Genomic DNA, 16,447 nt, shown 5'->3' with positions numbered 1-16,447 from the left:
GGTGTAGCCGCCCTCGTTACTCGCTGTCTCCACCAGTCGCTGCCGGGCCATCGTCCGCTTCCTCAGCGCTCTGTAGCAGGAGATCGGTCCCGGCTGCGGCGACCATCCCGACACCAACCGCGCGCAACTGTCGGCGATACGCTGGCTTCACCGTGAGCTGGGACGCGTTCTCGAAGTTCTTCCCGATCATACGCTTGATAAGTTTGACACTGATCTGTGGGAAGAGCGCAGTTACGACGCCCTGAACGAGTACCACTGCCGCAGTGAGTTTCCGGTTCTTTTGACTGCCCATCATACGTATAACTATAGTTGCAAGTGGGATTACCATTGCGCCTAATCCACTGCCGTGAGAAACGTAGAAATTGTTTTATCCTCCCTTACAGCGAGCCAGTAGCTCTAGTACTCCGCAGGCTGGCTCTCTGTCTACCGACAGCTGTCTAATAGTGACTGCTATCTGTCATTTCTGCATCGACCGTACTACGCCGTGCGGTCGTCCCGACACCCAGTTACAGCAATCAGTATGAAACCACACCGCTGGAACTCACCGAGTTGGATGCTACTCTCCAGACCTACGTCTTCGCCCCTCTCAGGCGTCTTCAGAGTTTCTCCAGAGCGTCTCCGGACCCGTTAGTTATCGTCTGTGCTAGCCGATGACTTCTGCACCTGCACCGCCGAATGCTTATATTCTGGAATCTCGGCGACAGGGTCGAAGGCATCACCGGTTAGTGCGTTTGCGAGCGGGTCCAGATAGTGGAACGTACAGAACACAACCCCGGGCCGGATAGCCGCCGTGACAGCCGCTGATACTGTCACGCTGCCGCGGTCGTTCTCAACAATGACAGTATCGCCGTCCTCGATACCCCGAGCGGCAGCGTCGTCCGGGTGGATCTCAAGCACGTCCTCTCCACGCATTCGCATAAGTGTCTCCGACCGGCGGGTGAGCGCCCCGCTGTTGAAGTGCTGGAGCGCGCGCCCCGTAGTGAGGACGAGTTGCTCCCCGGAGACGGCATCGGCTGGCGGCGTCGGCGAGACCGGGCGCAGCGGCGCGGTTTGCTGGCCCGAAGCGAACGTCTCCGTGTGGAGAACGTCGGTGCCGGAATCGGCGTCCGCCGGGAACGGCCACCGCTGGTAGCTGTCGCCGATGCCGTCGTAACTCATGCCGGCGTACAGCGGATTGACCCGCGTTAGCTCTTCGAACACCGCTTCCGGACCGTCGTAGTCGAACGCGTCTGACCGGCCGACCAGCCGCTGGCCGAGGCCGGTGAGGATGTCGAGGTCACGGCGAGCGTTTCCGGGCAGGTCAGCGTTCGGCCGCATCCGCATCACCCGCCGGTCAGTGTTGGTCACCGTCCCTGCCTTCTCCGCCCAACTGCTTCCCGGGAGCACGACATCGGCGTGGTCAACGGTCGCTGTCTCGAAGAGGTCGATGACGACGCAGAAATTGAGGTCGTCGAAACCGGCCCGGACAGAACTGGCGTTCGGTTCCGTGACAGCCGGGTTCTCACCGAAGACGACTGCAGCTTTGACGGAGTCACCGAACTGGTGTGTTGCAGTCGTCTCTGTCAGGCCGGGCTCGCTCGGCGGTTCGACGCCCCACTCGTCGGCGAGACGCTGTCGGGCATCCGCATCAGTAACGGGCTCGTATCCGGGGAGCACGCTTGGAAGCGCGCCGACGTCGCCGGCCCCTTGGACGTTGTTCTGGCCACGGAGCGGGTTCACGCCCGTGCCCGGGCGACCGACGTTGCCGGTCAACAGCGCGAGGTTCAACAGCGCGTGGACGTTGTCGGTCCCGCACGTGTGCTGGCTCATTCCCATCCCGGTGACGATTGCCGCTGTATCGGCCTCGGCGTATGCTCGGGCCGCTTCTCGGACGGTTTCCGGGTCGACGCCGGCCACGTCGGCACCCGACCCGACGTCGACATCATCGAGATGTGCTGTCAGGTCCGCGTAACCGGTCGTCCGTTCCTCGACAAAGGACTCATCGACGAGTCCCTCATCGAGGACGACCTTCGCCATCGAATTGAGCAGTTGGATATCGTATCCGGGGCGAACGTCGAGGTGGATGTCGGCGGCCTCGGTCGTGTCTGTCTCGCGCGGGTCGATATGAATGAGCGTGGCGCCGTTGCGAATCGCCGGCAGGAAGTACGAACGGAAAATGACAGGATGCTGTTCGGCCGGGTTCGCGCCGGTGACGAGCAGGCAGTCGGTTTCGGCGAGGTCATCGAGTGTGTTCGTCATCGCCCCGGCACCGAGGCGCTCGCTCATCGCGGCCACGGTCGACGAATGACAGAGACGAGCGCAGTTGTCGACGTTGTTGGTGCCGAGCATCCGCGCAATCTTCTGAAAGACGTAATTCTCCTCGTTCGTGCAGTTCGATGACGCGAAGAACTCGACGGCGTCTGGCCCGTGCTGGTCGATGATTTCCCCGAGTTGGTCGGTCACGCGAGAGAGGGCGGTCTCCCAGAGTGCGGTGACGAAACGCCCATTCTCCCGGACCAGTGGCTCGGTTAGCCGGTCTTCGTGTTCGACTACGTCGAATGCGGCTCCGCCTTTTGGGCAGATCTCTCCTTTCGTGTTCACTGGCCCCGCTGTGCCGGTCGCCTTCCCGTTGCCCGCGTACTGTATCGTACAGCCAACGCCACAGTACGGACAGACTGTCTGCTCGGCCCGGGGATTTCGGTTCTGGTCGGTGCCCATTTCTACGTAACATAATAGAAGCGCAGCTACAAGTAGTCAGGCGGTAAAACGTAGGCGATTTTATAACCGTGAGGATACCCACACCACTCGAACGCTGTCAGAGCTGGGGTCTGGACTGGTGTGGCTGGCCCTGTGTGCAGGTGCGCCGCCAGTTTCGAGAGCCACACCACATACTGTAATGGGACCTCGCTCGTAGTGCCGGTAGATGCGACCAGCTCTGACGACTGTGCAAGTTTTCGCGCTACTCGCGGTAGCTCTCAGTACACTGGTCTTCGCTGCGTCGTTCGCCGTCGACACCACCAGCGCCCGCCCCGAACCAGTGGCGATCGATAACACTGTGCAACGCGGTGTTACGGCGGCCGACGAACAGATCGCCCGGAATCGGAGTATCAGCGTCCCCCGCGCGCAAGTCTTCTACTCACAGTACCGCTACGTCGTCAGCTACGTCGGTATCGGTCAGGCCGTGACCGCGCTCACGGAACCGGGCCACGAGCAGCAGTTCGGCTATCCACTCGCGGTGTACGTTTCAGACTACAGTGACAGGCCGGTCAGGTGCGGCGACGACGGCTCGCTCCGGACCGCCACACCGCCGGACTGGGTCGAAGCCAATCAGGCCCACTACGTTGTCGATGGCTCGGCGCGAGTCCCGTCCGGGCCGGCAGTTGTGCCCTTCGCTGACCGGGACGATGCCGCGGCGTTCACCGAGACGTGCGGCGGGCGAATAATCGACTGGGAGACTCTCAAGACCTACTCGTTCGACCTCAAACAGGCGGCAGCAGTCCGAGAACAGGTTGGCCCACGACGAAGCGATGCGGACGCCACTGTACAGGCGGCACGACAGCACCGAAACCGACCTGTCTCGGTCGAAGTTGGAACAGACGCCCCGACGGTTCAGGCCGCCGTCGATGCGGCACCGCCGAATACGACCGTCGTTGTCCCGGCTGGCACCTACAACGAACAGGTGATGATAGACAAGCCACTCACCCTCAGCGGTCCCGGAGCGACGCTTGACGGGGGCGGCAACGGAACTGTCGTGACCGTGACTGCCGACCGCGTCGGCGTCACTGGGTTCGAAATCACTGGCATCGGCAACACGACGGTCGGCGACCCGACACAGAGCAACGACAGCGCCTGGGACGCCACCGTCACGACCGCCTACGGCAACAGCGATGCCGCCGTGACCGGCTGGAACGCGTCCGGGCTCTACGTTGCGAACCTCAGCGTCGAGACACCCGCCAGCGGCGTCGTGCTGCGGCGGACACCCGGCGCGGTCGTCGAGAATGTCACGGTCAACGGGACGGCAGACTGGCAGGACGGGTTCATGGGCGTTATCGGGATGCACGGGCCGATCGTCGTGCAGGATTCGGTCTTCAACGGCGGGCGTGACGGCGTGTACCTCCACCGGGCTGATGGGACCGCCGTCCGGAACAACACGTTCCGGGACAACCGCTTTGGCGTCCACCTGATGTACACCTCCCGGTCGCTCGTTGCGGACAACGTCGCTCGGGGACAGGAGTACGCCGGCGTCGTCGTCATGACGAATCCCGTGGCAAACGCCATCGTCGGGAACGACGTGCGCCACTCCGGCAGCGGCGTCATGTTAGCCGGGTCCCGGAGCTATATTGCGCACAACGTGGTAGTCGACACTACGCAGGCGATGTCGACAAACGCCGACCGGTCACTGTACGAGCACAACGTCCTCTACGGGAATGACATCGGGGTGCGGGCCTCAACAGTCGTCCCGTCGAACATAGTCACCGAGAACGATTTCATCGCGAACGACCGCCACGCCATTTCGGGACCCGGCCCACTGCGCGTGTACACGCACGACGGCAGGGGGAACTACTGGAGCGGTGCGTACGATCTCACTGGCGGGACTGGCCCGGTGTTGGCCCAGTCCTACTCGCCCACCGATTCTGTCGACCGCCGTCTCCACCAGACCGACGCTGCGGTCGTCCTCAGGGCGGCACCGAGTGTCCGGGGGCTCCGGGCGCTCCGCGGCACCACGCCCGGATTCCGCCGGGGCAGCATTGTCGACAGGGCTCCGCTGGCAGACCCTGCGAATCCTGAGACCGTCAGGCGTCTTCGAAACGAGACATCGATGGAGGGGGCAGCATGACTGGCGAGACGTACCTCACGGCAAACGAAATCACAAAAACGTACGGTGATGTGACAGCCGTCTCGGAAGTGTCACTCGACGTGCCGTCCGACGCCGTGACCGGGTTCATCGGCCCGAACGGGTCCGGGAAAACGACGCTTCTGCGCATACTTCTGGGCGTCGAGCGACCCACCAGCGGCACCGTCTCGTACAGCGGACCTGATGCCGAGCGGCAACTGGGTTACCTGCCACAGCGGCCGACCTTCCGGCCCGGGTTTAGCGTCCGGGAGACTGCCGCGTTCTACGCGGACCTCGTCGACGACGACCCGGACCGACTGCTGGAACGCGTCGGCCTCGAAGAAGTGGCCAGCCGCCCCGTGTCCGGGCTGTCCGGGGGCATGACGCGCCTTCTGGGAATCGCACAGGCGCTGGCCGGCGACCCGCCGATTGTGATGCTCGACGAACCGGCAAGCGGGCTCGACCCGGCAATGAGCCGACTGATATTCGACATCATCGAGTCGATTGCCGACGCCGGTCGTGCCGTGGTTCTTTGCTCGCACGAACTGCCGCTCGTCGAGGAGACAGCCGACAGGCTGGTAGTGCTTGAATCCGGCCGTCTCGTGCGGACTGGGTCGGTAGAATCGCTTCGGGAACAGACCGGCGGGCCGCTCCACGAGACGTTCACAGCGCTTCTGGAACAGGACCGAGCCACTATCGCTGCGCCGGAGGGAGAGCAGGCATGACGGAGGGCAACCGGTTCTGGACCGTTTTCGTGCGGGAAGTCCGCAGTGCGGTCAGGACACGCACCTATCTCGCACTCGGGCTGGTCACGGGGATTGTCCTGTTCGGGCTCGCTCATGCCGGTGGCGGCCCCGCCGGCGGCTACGTTCCCACCGTCGTTGATACACTCGTTGCCGTCGAAGTCCTCGTACCGACGCTTGCCTTCGCTGTCGGCTATCGCGCCATCGCCGACCCCGCCGTCCGGGGAGAACTCGACATACTTGACACCTACCCGCTTTCGACGTGGTCGTACGTCGGCGGGGTGTACGCGGGCCGTGCCCTGCTGTTGCTCACCATTGTCGTCGTCCCGTTGCTGGCGCTGGGCATCAACGTAGCGACGACTGCAGGACCGGAGACGACGGTGTTTGCGAGCCACCGCGGTGTCGATTCCCCGTTCCTGTTCATCCGATTCATCGCACTAACAGTCCTGTACGCGCTCTCGTCGCTGACTATCGCGTTCCTGCTGTCAGCGCTCGCCGGCAGCCGGGGCCGAGCACTCGTGCTTGCACTCGCCGGGCTGCTTGTCCTCACTGTCGGAAGTGACCTCGCGGTGTTCGCGGCGCTTGACACCGGCGTCACCACCGGCACGCTCGGCGGCGCGCTCGCCATGACGCCGGCGGGGGCGTACCGCGGCCTCGTGTTCGATCAGGTCCTGTATGTCGCTGTCCTGGGCCGCTCAGCGTTCGTCCCGACGTGGGTCGCCGCCCTCTCGCTCCTGTTCTGGTGGGGACTCACGTTTGTGGGGGCGATGCTTGCGACGGATGCGGCCTGATACTGACGGCTGTAAGCCCGGAAAGAATAACGTCCTCTGAATATCCCGCAGTAGTTACGGCCGAGAGTAGCAGTTCAGTCGTCGTCCGAGGCGGCTGCGAGCCCTTCGTCGACCAGCCGCGTGAACCGGTCGATGAGACGGTCCGTAAGCGATGGTCGGACCACCGCGAGCAGCCGCTGTGTCGCGTCCGGATCGCTCAGAGCCACGACAACACGCCCCCGTTCGCCGTACGACTTTTCGAGTATCTCCGCGTCGGCCAGTGCCGAAACGTGCCAGGAGACAGTACTCCGGGCGACGCCCAGTCGGTCGGCCAGTTCGTCTGCCGACAGGGACTCCGCTTCCAGCAGATGTAGAAGAATCGTCCGCGCGGTCTCCCGCCGGGCAAAGGCAAGCACACGTCGCTCCCAGGGGTCGTACTCCCGGCTGTAATAGTGCGTTTTACCCTGAATCTCTTCGGCGACGATATCGCCGGCACGGCGCAGTTTCCGCAGGTGATACTGTGCCTGCCCGGTCGCAATATCGAGGTCGGCCGCAAGTGCGTTGAAATGTACTCCCGGTTTGGAATCGACATGGGAACGCACTTGCTCAGTAACCGTGGACATAGTCTTCAAGATAGCTTTCCACCCACCGAGACAACAGGGTATCGGGCGTTCTCACCGCGTGGGAACTCGCCTACATCCCGCCAACCAGTTCTCGCGATATGTCTTCTGCGGGGAGGGTCTGACCGCCGTACTCTTCGGCAAATGACTCGGCGTCCGCGCTGTCGCTAAACGGAACGATAGCCGTCCCCATCGTGCCCTCCACGTCGGAGTTCGCAACGACGGTGAGTTGCCCCACCGGCGCGAACGCCTCGGCCTCCAGATGCCGGGAGATAATTGTCTTGCCCCCGTCGGTCCGAATCTCGTAATCGGTTGTGCTGTAGTCGGTCAAGAACGTCTCCGCGGGGGTCCACCCCGATTGCTCTTTGGCGAATCGGTGGCGATACGTGCAGGTCGTACTGCAGAACCGTGCCGGCGGGTCGTGGCCCTCGGGCGTGTTGTCCTGGTAGTACGTCTGGCCGACCGGACCCGGGTGCTGGTCGATGACCATCCCACACTGGTCACAGTTCTGGCCGCTTTCGATGCTGACCGGGTCGATTTCTTCACTGTTTCCCAGGCATCCAGAGAGTGACACGACTGCCACAGTCCCAGTCCCGGCCAAGAAGCATCGTCGTGTGAGGCCTGTTGCATGTTCAGACATACTAGATGCTACGCTGAACGACACCAAATGGTTCATGGTGCGACTGTCGAAACGCGGTCAGTCGGGGAGGCTCGGCGGCGCGACTGAATAGATCGCACTCAGTACCAGTAGCGCGATGAGGAAGTCGAACCCGTGTTCAGTGAGGTGGTGTACGACCATTGGGACAGCACCGAGGACGGTCCCGATGCCGACTACGGACCGAAATACCAGCAACCCGATAGCGACGGTCAACAGCACGTACGGCCGCGACCGGCGGCGGTATGTACTGACTGCGGCGATGGAAAACAGCGCCAGCGTTCCGAGCGCAGAGAGGCTCAGAACGGCGATCAACAGCGCCGTTTGACCGGGGCCGATCCAATCAGCCGTGGGTTGGAGCATCTCTCAAGAGTACGTTTCGAGCGGTCGCACTGGAATCGGTTTCGGTCGCAGTCGCTGTCGCGCCTGAATCCCAGTCTAGGATGTGTTCTGGACACCGATATCCCAGTGACTACCCGTTCGAACAGGTGTGTGGTCCTCTCAGGTCGCCACCAGAACCGGGCGTCCCGCGTTCTGGACGACCCGGTCGGTCACACTTCCGATCTGGTCGCCTTTGCTGTGGGAATGGCCGTGGTATCCGAGCACTATCAGGTCGGCGTCGACTTCGTCGGCATAGCTGATAATCTCCACGTACGGTTTCCCGTGGCAGCAACGAGTCGTGACCTCAACGTCAACTGCGTCGCCTCTTTCGGCGACTTCTGCGAGTTCATCGTTCCCCCATTCCTCGACCTCGATGGTTTCCAGCTCCATACTGCTCAGGGCCGGCTCCGCGTGTCGGTCCGTGTCGACAACGAAGACGGCGTGAAGCTCGGCACCGTGTTGCTCAGCCTGTTCAAGTGCGTGTGTCGCTGCGCGGTTCGCGTCAGCGCTCCCGTCGGTCGCAACCACAATCGTGTCGTACATACTAGAGTAAGGGGCACCCTCCTATTTCAATCCGCTGACGAATCTCAAATGATAATAATCTGTTGTCACATACTGCGGCCGTCTACAGATCAGCGGCTAGATTTCGTCGAGATGCTGTCTATCGAGCTTTCAAGAGCGCATACGGCCTTTTGTCATGAGCCAGCGCAGTCATGGTTCGATATTTTCCCGAAAGTCGGGCGCCAATCCGGTCTGTCGGATACCGGCAAGCTCCGTTATCTCGAACTCGTAGAGTGCGACCCCGCCGGAGGTGGTAGCCGTCTGGAGCGTGTTGGGCCGCCAGGCGTTCTGTGTCATCGCCGTGATCTCCGACCAGTCGTCCTCTGGCACACTGCTGATATCGCCAGCCAGCATCACGCTCTGCCACTCAAACGCGGTGTCGATGTCATAGACGAGAAACCGGCCGCGGCCGGCCCGCTCAGTCAGTTCCGCTTTCTGACTTGATTCGCCCAGCAGGTAGGTGAAATACAGGCACGCCCCGTCGTCAAAGCCATACGATAGCGGCAGCAGATACGGAACATCTGCTGTCGGAAGCCCCAGAACTCCGGTTGAGTGTGTCGCGAGAAATGCCTGAATCTCGTCGTCGTCCATCTGTTCGAGTCCGTACTCCGCTAGTTGGTCGATTGTCATAGGTCGCGTCTGATCATCCAGTTACGTATCACGAATGCAACCCCACGCTAAAAAAAGTAGAGCGGGCGATTCAGGGCAGCTTGTCATGTGGCAAAGACTGCTGGACCGACAAAACCGCCCGTTACTCGTCGACCGGTAGTACGTATGCCCACTCATTTTCATCCAGTGGGAAGTTTCATGCGCATCTATAGTGTTGCAATCCCAACATTAGCGCATGGACTACGATGAGTTCACCGGCGAAATACAGCACAGGCTCGAACTACCCGGCACTGGTGAGGCCGTTCGTGCGATTCGCGCGACACTGCTGCCGCTGGGACAGCGCATCCCGGAGGAAAACTCCGAGGACTTTGCCGCCTCGCTCCCGATGGAAATCAATTGGTACATGACCGGTGCTGTCCACGACCACGGCCAGCGGTTTGACTGGACGGAGTTGGTTGAGCGCGTTGCCGACATAGAGGGTGTTGACCCGTCGGACGCAGCGTATCACGCACGCGTCGTTGTTGACCTGACGCACGCTGTGGTTCCAGCCGCTGACTTTCAGGACCTCCGTGACCAACTGCCTGAAAGCGAGGGCGCTGAAAACTGGCGTGAACTCTTCAGAATGGTTGATGCCGGTGGCTGGGGTGAAGCCGAAGAGGCGCAAACTGGCGGTGGCCCGCAATAGTTCGCTGAAGACTATCAGATGGACAACCAGTAGCCCATCTCATGGTATTTTCCAGATGACTATTTTTCTGATACATTCTGCTCTTCTCTGTCCGATTGTTTCGTTCGCTCAAACTCTGGGAGGCATACCAACAAAAACTGTTGTGAACGCGTGCGAGACACTCGAGACGCCGCCCTCAACAACTGGATTTCTAATAGCGTGAGAATCGCGACTGCAGTTTATTTACTGACAGCAACAAGGTGTAAACACAGCGATGTTTAATTCAATTCTGGTTCCGACCGACGGCAGCGAACACGCGACCCGGGCCGCTGAACACGGGGCAGCGCTTGCACGTGCGTTCAGCGCGAGCCTGCACGTCATGGCTGTCATCGATACACGAACAGCAGGCGGGCCATTCAGCGGCGGCGATCTCGAAGACGAGACACTCGACCGCATGACGGCTGACGCCGAAGACACAGTCACGGCCATCACAGACGCAGTGGACGCCGCTGGAGCGATACAGACGACTATCCGCACGGGCAATCCCGCCGACGAGATATGTGCATACCGCGACGACCACGATATAGACCTGATTGCAATGGGCACACACGGTCGCACAGGTGTCGGGCGATATCTCGCCGGGAGCGTGACAGAGAGCGTTGTTCGGCACGCCGATGTCCCCGTTTTCACTGTCCGCGCCACCGAACAGAGTCGCAAGACCGACTCCTACGATGATATTCTCGTCCCGACGGACGGAAGCACGGCCGCAACAGCCGCTGTCGAACCGGCCTGCGAGATTGCGGCGCAGTTCGATTCCCGCCTTCATGCTCTGAACGTCGTCAATCTTGGCGATGTTGCGACCGGTTCGGAATACACGTTGCCGACAGACCTGATTGATACGCTGGAAGCACAGGGTGAGAAAGTCACCGAGCGGATTGCAGCGCGAGCCCGCGAATCCGGCGTCGAAACTGTCACACAGGTCGTCGATGGATTCCCGGCGGCGGATATCCTCGATTACGCCGAGGAGAACGACATCGATCTGATCGTGATGGGGACGGCCGGTCGAACTGGGCTTAATCGGTTCATCATGGGAAGCACGACAGAACGGCTCATCAGACACGCCGACATGCCTGTGCTGGCAGTCAACGCCCGAGACCAGCGTGTCGACGAGGCCTGAAACAGGGACACTCGTTTCTGTCTGTCAGCGTCCGACTGCGTACGCTGTCCGCCATGTCCAGCGGGGCGGCAGGCAGATACGACACGACCATGCACTTATTGTTGTTCCTGTCGTGACAATAACTATGTCCGCGGAAAACCCGGTTACGATGACCGACGAGGAACGGGACGCGCTTCTGGACAACGGGGGGACGGGCGTCCTCTCGCTCGCCGCCGGTGACGCGCCGCCACACTCGGTTCCGGTCTCATATGGGTACGACACGCCGACCACCACCTTCTATTTCCGGTTGGCTGTTGGGACGGAGAAGTCGAAAGGCGAACTCAGCGACCGTCCAGCGACCTTCGTGACCTATCACGAGACGGAGACCGGATGGCAGAGTGTGGTCGCCAGCGGTCGACTTGAAGACATCGAGCGGGAAGGAATCGAGACGGAAACGCTAGCGGGGCTCGAACACGTCGAAATTCCGATTATCGACATCTTCGAACGCCCACTCCGCGAAGTGGACTTCGGATTCTACCGTCTCGTGCCGGATGACCTCACGGGACGGACCGAACCCTAGTGCGAGACGGCCCCCCACGCATCACTCATCACTGGGGGCTACATTACACGACTTCAGGACTCACCGTCACATCGGCGTCTCGAAGTTGGTCTTGCTCGCTCATTTTGATGCGGCTGTCACGAACCAAACACGACCGTCCCACCGTCGAAACCAGCGTCTCAACGCAGAACCGCCGTACTGTGGAGGCAAACACATATCAACACAGCGGCAGATCAGAGTTCCATGTCCGAAGCCGCCCACACGCAACCAACTACCGACGTTCTTTCGCGGCTCGACAGCGAGTCTGCTGGGCTCTCGGCATCGGAAGCCCGAACTCGACGCGACAGATACGGCGAGAACGAGATTACACGGGGGAGCGAACGGACACCACTCGACATCGCTGTCGCCCAGTTCGATAGCGCCCTTATTTGGGTTCTCGTTGCGGCCGCGATACTGTCCGTGTGGGCGGGCAACGCAATCGACGCAGTGTTGATAGCCGTGATTGTGGTCGGGAACGGGCTGTTCGGCTTCGTTCAGGATTACCGTGCAGAGGGCACGCTCGAATCCCTGCGAGAATTGACCGCACCAACAGCGACAGTCCGACGCGACGGCCAGTCCGTTGAGGTCGACGCGACCGAACTCGTCCCGGGCGACGTTATCGAACTGGAGAGCGGCGATGTCGTTCCAGCCGACGCTCGGCTGATTGACTGTCAGTCTCTGGAGGTTGACGAAGCAGCGCTCACTGGTGAGAGTACCCCGGTTTCGAAGGGAACTGACCCAGTAGACGCCGATGCACCGCTTGCGGAGCGCGAATCGATGGTGTACAAGGGCACGAACGTCACACGCGGTTCGGGCGTGGCCGTCCTCACGGCAACCGGGATGGATACCGAGGTCGGGGCCATCGCTCGCCAACTCGCGGGGACGGAGGAAACCGACACACCGCTGCAGACGGAACTCGACACGCTCGGGCGCACGCTCGGCATCGGCGTGATAGTGCTTGCTGCACTTGTGGTTCCACTCTTAGTCTTCCGGGGGACCGAACTGGTTCAGGCGGCACTCACCGCGATATCGCTCGCTGTGGCCGCGGTTCCCGAGGGACTGCCAGCGGTTGTGACGCTAACGCTGGCTCTCGGTGTCCGGAAAATGGCCGACGAGAACGCGCTCGTACGGCGCTTGCCCGCCGTCGAGGCGCTGGGCTCCGTCGATGTCATCTGCACAGACAAGACCGGGACACTGACCGAGGGGCGAATGTCAGTCAGTCGGATCTGGGTCAACGACGCCGTTGTCGACAGTGACGAAATGTACGGGGACGCCCTGCCGGACCGCGTTGCTACGGTGCTCCGCGCAGGGACACTGTGCAGCGATGCGACGCTCGAAGCAGGCGACCCGACAGAGCGAGCCATTGTCATGGCGGCTGATGAGTCCGGAATCGACGTCGAACGCCTCCGTCAAGACTATCCCAGAACGGACGAGATCCCGTTCTCGTCGGAGCGCAAGTGGATGGGCACTGTTCACGATGACACGGTCTACGCCAAAGGCGCGCCTGAAGTCATCCTCTCGAAGTGCGCCCGCGTCCTCACCGATACCGGTCCGGCGGACCTCACCCCTGATAGAGCTGAGCAGATCAAAGAACAGGTCGGTACGTTCGCTGACGACGCGCTCAGGGTGCTCGCAGTGGCGTACACAGAGGATGTCGACGTAGTGGAACGGGATGACACAACTGGCGATGCCGACGATGTCAGTGACGACCTGACCTTCGCTGGGCTGGTCGGTATGATCGACCCGGCTCGCGAGGAAGTCGCCGACGCGATTGCGGCGACCGAGCGTGCAGGCGTTGGTGTGAAGATGGTAACCGGCGACAACGTCAGGACCGCCGCAGCCATTGCCGGCGAACTCGGCCTGGGCCAGCGCGTGATGGAAGGCGGCGATGTTGAGGACTGTTCCGAGGACACGCTCCGCGACCGTGTCGAGTCTGTCGACGTGTTCGCACGCACGTCCCCGGAGCACAAGGTCCGGGTTCTGCAGGCGCTGCAGGTAAACGGTCACACTGTGGCAATGACGGGCGACGGGGTCAACGACGCACCCGCGCTGAAAAACGCCGATATCGGTGTCGCGATGGGCGTCCGTGGGACTGACGTGGCTAAACAGGCCAGCGACGTTATCTTGCTGGATGATAACTACGCGACAATCGAGCGGGCAATCGAGCGCGGGCGAGCCATCTTCGATAACGTCTGGAAGTTCGTCGGCTACCTGTTGAGTGCCAACGTGGCCGAAGTCGCCATCGTCTTCATCGCCTCGCTCTTTGGCTACCTCGTCCTGCCGGCAGTTCAATTGCTGTGGATTAACCTCCTGACTGACGGGCTGCCAGCACTTGCGCTTGGGGCCGACCCCAAAAGCGGTGACGTGATGCAGCGACCGCCCAGGGACTCGGATCGCGGTATCGTTGACCACGATATGCTCGCCCTCATCGGGGGCACAGGGGTCATCTCGACACTGGTAATGCTCGGCCTGCTACTGGTCACGCTTGCCGGCGCATCCGCAGTCACGCCCTACGCGATGACAATGGTATTCACCGGCTTCGTCTTCCTCGAATTCGAAAAGCTGTACGTGATCCGCTGGCTCCGAGAGACACCGACCCTCTCAAATCGCTGGCTGGCGTCCGCAGTCGGTGGATCGATACTCCTGCAGCTTGCCGTCCTGTACACCCCGCTCAACGTCTACTTCGGGACGGTCCCACTCGGACTCGTCGACTGGGGGCTGATCGGTGGCGTCCTCTTACTCGCCTTACCGCTGTATCTCGCGGTTGCCAGCGGGGTGAAGCGGCTGTAACGGGTCGGGCCGCCCTCACTCCAGCTGTCCGTTGAGCACTTTCGCGGCGACTAGCACCGGGTCCCAGACGGGGCTGAACGGTGGGGCGTACGCCAGGTCTAGCCGTTCGAGTTCGTCGATAGTCATGTCTGCCTCGATGGCCGTCGCAAGCGTGTCGATACGTATCGCCGCCCGGTCTTCCCCGACGAGTGCGCCGCCCAGCAGGCGACCACTATTTCGATCGGCGACGAGGGTCACGTCAGTGTCGTCGCCGCCGGGGTAGTACCCTGACCGGGACCCAGCCGTGACCGTCGTCGACACCGGGTCGAAGCCGGCGGCGCTGGCCTGTTCGTGGTCGAGAAGGCCCACGCGGCCACATTCGAGGTCGAACGCCTTCACGACAGCTGTTCCGGCGATGTCGCCGACAAGTGAGGGGTCGCCGGCGACGGTCTGCCCGATTGCGCGACCAGCCCGGTTCGCGGTCAGTCCAAGGGGGACCCAGTCAGGCTCGCCGGTCACGGCGTGGCGGTCTTCGGCGCAGTCCCCGGCGGCGTAGACCCTGTTGACGCTCGTCGCCCCGTACTCGTCGACCGCTATCGCGCCTGAATAGCCAAGGTCGACCGGCGTGTCCGCGAGGAGGGCAGTGTTCGGCCTGATGCCGATACCGACCAGCGCGAGGTCCACATCGGTGGTGCCACCGTCATGGGCAACCGCCGTGACGCGCTCGTCTCTGTTTCCGACAATCTCCTCAACGGCGGTGTCCAGATGCAGTATCACGCCTTGCTCCCGGAGCTGGCGGGCAACGCGCTCGCCGACTGCTTCCCCGAACGGCGGCAGGAGGTGGCCCGACCGCTGGAAGAGATGTGTCTCGATGTTGTGATCCCGGAACGCCTCGGCCATCTCGACGCCGACGTAGCCGCCGCCGACGATGGCGACTCCCTCCGGTGGTTCCCAGTCGGTGTACTTCTCGACGAGCGCCGTGTCGACGTACTCGATACTCGTATCGACGGCGAATTCCCCCGGCTCGGACAGCGCGGCACGAACCGAAGCAGCCGAATCAAGTCCGTGCATCGTGAACGCACCATCGAGTTCTGTCCCCGGTATCGGTCCAGTCATCGCGCGTGCCCCCGTCGCGACCAGCAGGTCGCCGTATGGCTGGCTGAACGTCTCGCTGTCGTGGGCGACGGCAACCGTCTCGGCGTCGGTGTCGACGCCGACGACTTCGTGGTTCCGGCGGAGGTCGATACCCCGCTCGGCCGCCTGTTCGGGCGACAGCGAGAGGAGGTCCGTCAGCCGCTCGACAGTCCCCTTCACGTAATACGGTGTCCCGCAGTGGGCATAGGACACCCACTTGCCTTTTTCGAAGACAATCACGTCACGGTCCGGTGCCTCGCGGGCGAACTTGCTCGCAGCGCTGAGCCCGGCTGCGTCACCACCGATGACCACGAACGGGTCAGTCATACAGACTCTCGTCTCGCTACGGTACTAATGGTTGAGTGTGGTGTAGGTAACCCGTGATGCCGCTGTGCCCGACACGGATTCAACGCTATTCGTTGGTCTTTCCGCGCCGCAAAAACTGCCTGTCTCCCGCTGTGACGACTGCATATGGACGAGGTGACCAACTCTCACGCTTCCAGAGCCAACGATGACGAGCCCTGTGTGTCACCGGTTCGTTATTCCGCGTAGGATTCGATAAGCGCCCGGAGGTCATCTTCTCCTTTGACGCCGACGACTTCTTCGACCTGCTCACCGCCGGCAAACAGGATGAGCGTCGGCACGCCCCGGACGCCGTACGACTGAGCGAGTTGCTGGTTGGCGTCAACATCGACTTTGGCGACAGCCGCGTCAGTTTCTGCGGCCAATGTCTCAACGACGGGTTCGAGCATCTGGCACGGGCCACACCAGTCGGCATAGAAGTCCGTGAGGACGAGGTCGTACTTATTAACGACATCATCAAGCTGGTCTGCTCCGTCGATGTGAAGTGGCTCGTTTGTCGTGGTGGTTCCAGCGTCGGATGCAGTATCAGTTGCCATCACCTGAATGTACGCGGCAGCGTCAGATAAGTCTTTGTACAGATTGCACAATACTATGAATACTGCTACCCGGCC

The 16,447-nt window shown here is 61.8% G+C and carries 16 protein-coding genes; 7 read left to right on the top strand and 9 right to left on the bottom strand.

The genetic code is table 11. From position 1 onward, the window contains the following. Positions 1–16: 16 nt before the first annotated feature. Positions 17–295 (bottom strand): hypothetical protein, encoded by a 279-nt coding sequence (locus BDK61_RS20070; protein WP_049919378.1) that lies wholly within the window; start codon positions 293–295, stop codon positions 17–19. Positions 296–627: 332 nt separating this feature from the next. Then, the gene (fdhF, locus tag BDK61_RS20065) at positions 628–2,697 is read right to left on the bottom strand and encodes a formate dehydrogenase subunit alpha (protein WP_121304352.1); all 2,070 of its coding nucleotides are present in this window, start codon (positions 2,695–2,697) and stop codon (positions 628–630) included. Positions 2,698–2,902: 205 nt separating this feature from the next. Here fdhF and BDK61_RS20060 point away from each other — a divergent pair, with 205 nt between their 5' ends. From BDK61_RS20060 to BDK61_RS20050, 3 genes are read left to right on the top strand one after another with little or no spacing between them, the layout of a single operon-like run. Next, positions 2,903–4,816: a NosD domain-containing protein gene (locus BDK61_RS20060; RefSeq protein ID WP_121304351.1), complete on the top strand. Its 1,914-nt coding sequence runs from the start codon at positions 2,903–2,905 to the stop codon at positions 4,814–4,816. After that, positions 4,813–5,538 (top strand): ABC transporter ATP-binding protein, encoded by a 726-nt coding sequence (locus BDK61_RS20055; RefSeq protein WP_004965665.1) that lies wholly within the window; start codon positions 4,813–4,815, stop codon positions 5,536–5,538. Before BDK61_RS20060 ends, BDK61_RS20055 begins: the two co-directional genes overlap by 4 nt. Continuing rightward, positions 5,535–6,347 (top strand): ABC transporter permease, encoded by an 813-nt coding sequence (locus BDK61_RS20050; protein ID WP_121304350.1) that lies wholly within the window; start codon positions 5,535–5,537, stop codon positions 6,345–6,347. The genes BDK61_RS20055 and BDK61_RS20050 overlap by 4 nt, the downstream gene beginning before the upstream one ends. Before the next feature lie 74 nt (positions 6,348–6,421). On the opposite strand, the gene BDK61_RS20045 is transcribed toward BDK61_RS20050, so the two are convergent. The 5 genes from BDK61_RS20045 to BDK61_RS20025 all read right to left on the bottom strand — a co-directional run bounded on the left by BDK61_RS20045 (position 6,422) and on the right by BDK61_RS20025 (position 9,173). Beyond that, positions 6,422–6,949 carry a winged helix-turn-helix transcriptional regulator gene (locus BDK61_RS20045; RefSeq protein WP_049919379.1) on the bottom strand — a complete coding sequence of 176 codons (528 nt, stop codon included), beginning with the start codon at positions 6,947–6,949 and terminating at the stop codon, positions 6,422–6,424. A gap of 70 nt (positions 6,950–7,019) precedes the next feature. Further along, entirely contained in the window at positions 7,020–7,586 is a 567-nt protein-coding gene (locus BDK61_RS20040; RefSeq protein WP_121304349.1) for a nitrous oxide reductase accessory protein NosL, read from the bottom strand. A 57-nt stretch (positions 7,587–7,643) separates the two neighbouring features. Further along, on the bottom strand, positions 7,644–7,964 hold the full coding sequence (locus BDK61_RS20035; protein WP_004965673.1) for a DUF7471 family protein: 321 nt from the start codon (positions 7,962–7,964) through the stop codon (positions 7,644–7,646). A gap of 138 nt (positions 7,965–8,102) precedes the next feature. Further along, positions 8,103–8,525, bottom strand: a complete 423-nt coding sequence (locus BDK61_RS20030) for a universal stress protein (protein WP_007188444.1) — start codon at positions 8,523–8,525, stop codon at positions 8,103–8,105. Between the two features lie 168 nt (positions 8,526–8,693). Then, a complete protein-coding gene (locus BDK61_RS20025; protein WP_121304348.1) occupies positions 8,694–9,173 on the bottom strand; it encodes a pyridoxamine 5'-phosphate oxidase family protein in 480 nt (159 codons plus the stop codon). 214 nt (positions 9,174–9,387) lie between these two features. Here BDK61_RS20025 and BDK61_RS20020 point away from each other — a divergent pair, with 214 nt between their 5' ends. From BDK61_RS20020 to BDK61_RS20005, 4 genes are all read left to right on the top strand, one after another. Then, positions 9,388–9,837: a DUF2267 domain-containing protein gene (locus tag BDK61_RS20020; RefSeq protein ID WP_121304347.1), complete on the top strand. Its 450-nt coding sequence runs from the start codon at positions 9,388–9,390 to the stop codon at positions 9,835–9,837. Positions 9,838–10,090: 253 nt separating this feature from the next. Further along, a complete protein-coding gene (locus BDK61_RS20015; protein WP_121304346.1) occupies positions 10,091–10,993 on the top strand; it encodes a universal stress protein in 903 nt (300 codons plus the stop codon). Between the two features lie 124 nt (positions 10,994–11,117). Further along, positions 11,118–11,552, top strand: coding sequence for a pyridoxamine 5'-phosphate oxidase family protein (locus BDK61_RS20010; protein ID WP_004965685.1), 435 nt, complete (start codon positions 11,118–11,120; stop codon positions 11,550–11,552). A 222-nt stretch (positions 11,553–11,774) separates the two neighbouring features. Then, positions 11,775–14,360 (top strand): calcium-translocating P-type ATPase, PMCA-type, encoded by a 2,586-nt coding sequence (locus tag BDK61_RS20005; RefSeq protein WP_121304345.1) that lies wholly within the window; start codon positions 11,775–11,777, stop codon positions 14,358–14,360. Between the two features lie 15 nt (positions 14,361–14,375). On the opposite strand, the gene BDK61_RS20000 is transcribed toward BDK61_RS20005, so the two are convergent. Further along, a complete protein-coding gene (locus tag BDK61_RS20000) occupies positions 14,376–15,800 on the bottom strand; it encodes an FAD-dependent oxidoreductase (RefSeq protein ID WP_121304344.1) in 1,425 nt (474 codons plus the stop codon). A 212-nt stretch (positions 15,801–16,012) separates the two neighbouring features. Next, positions 16,013–16,372, bottom strand: a complete 360-nt coding sequence (gene trxA, locus BDK61_RS19995) for a thioredoxin (protein ID WP_004965691.1) — start codon at positions 16,370–16,372, stop codon at positions 16,013–16,015. Between the last annotated feature and the right edge of the window lie 75 nt (positions 16,373–16,447).

The organism is Haloarcula quadrata, assembly GCF_003634715.1.
GTDB lineage: Archaea > Halobacteriota > Halobacteria > Halobacteriales > Haloarculaceae > Haloarcula > Haloarcula marismortui.
The sequence above is the reverse complement of the archived record's forward strand: the minus strand, read 5'-3'. Positions and strand labels throughout refer to the sequence as shown.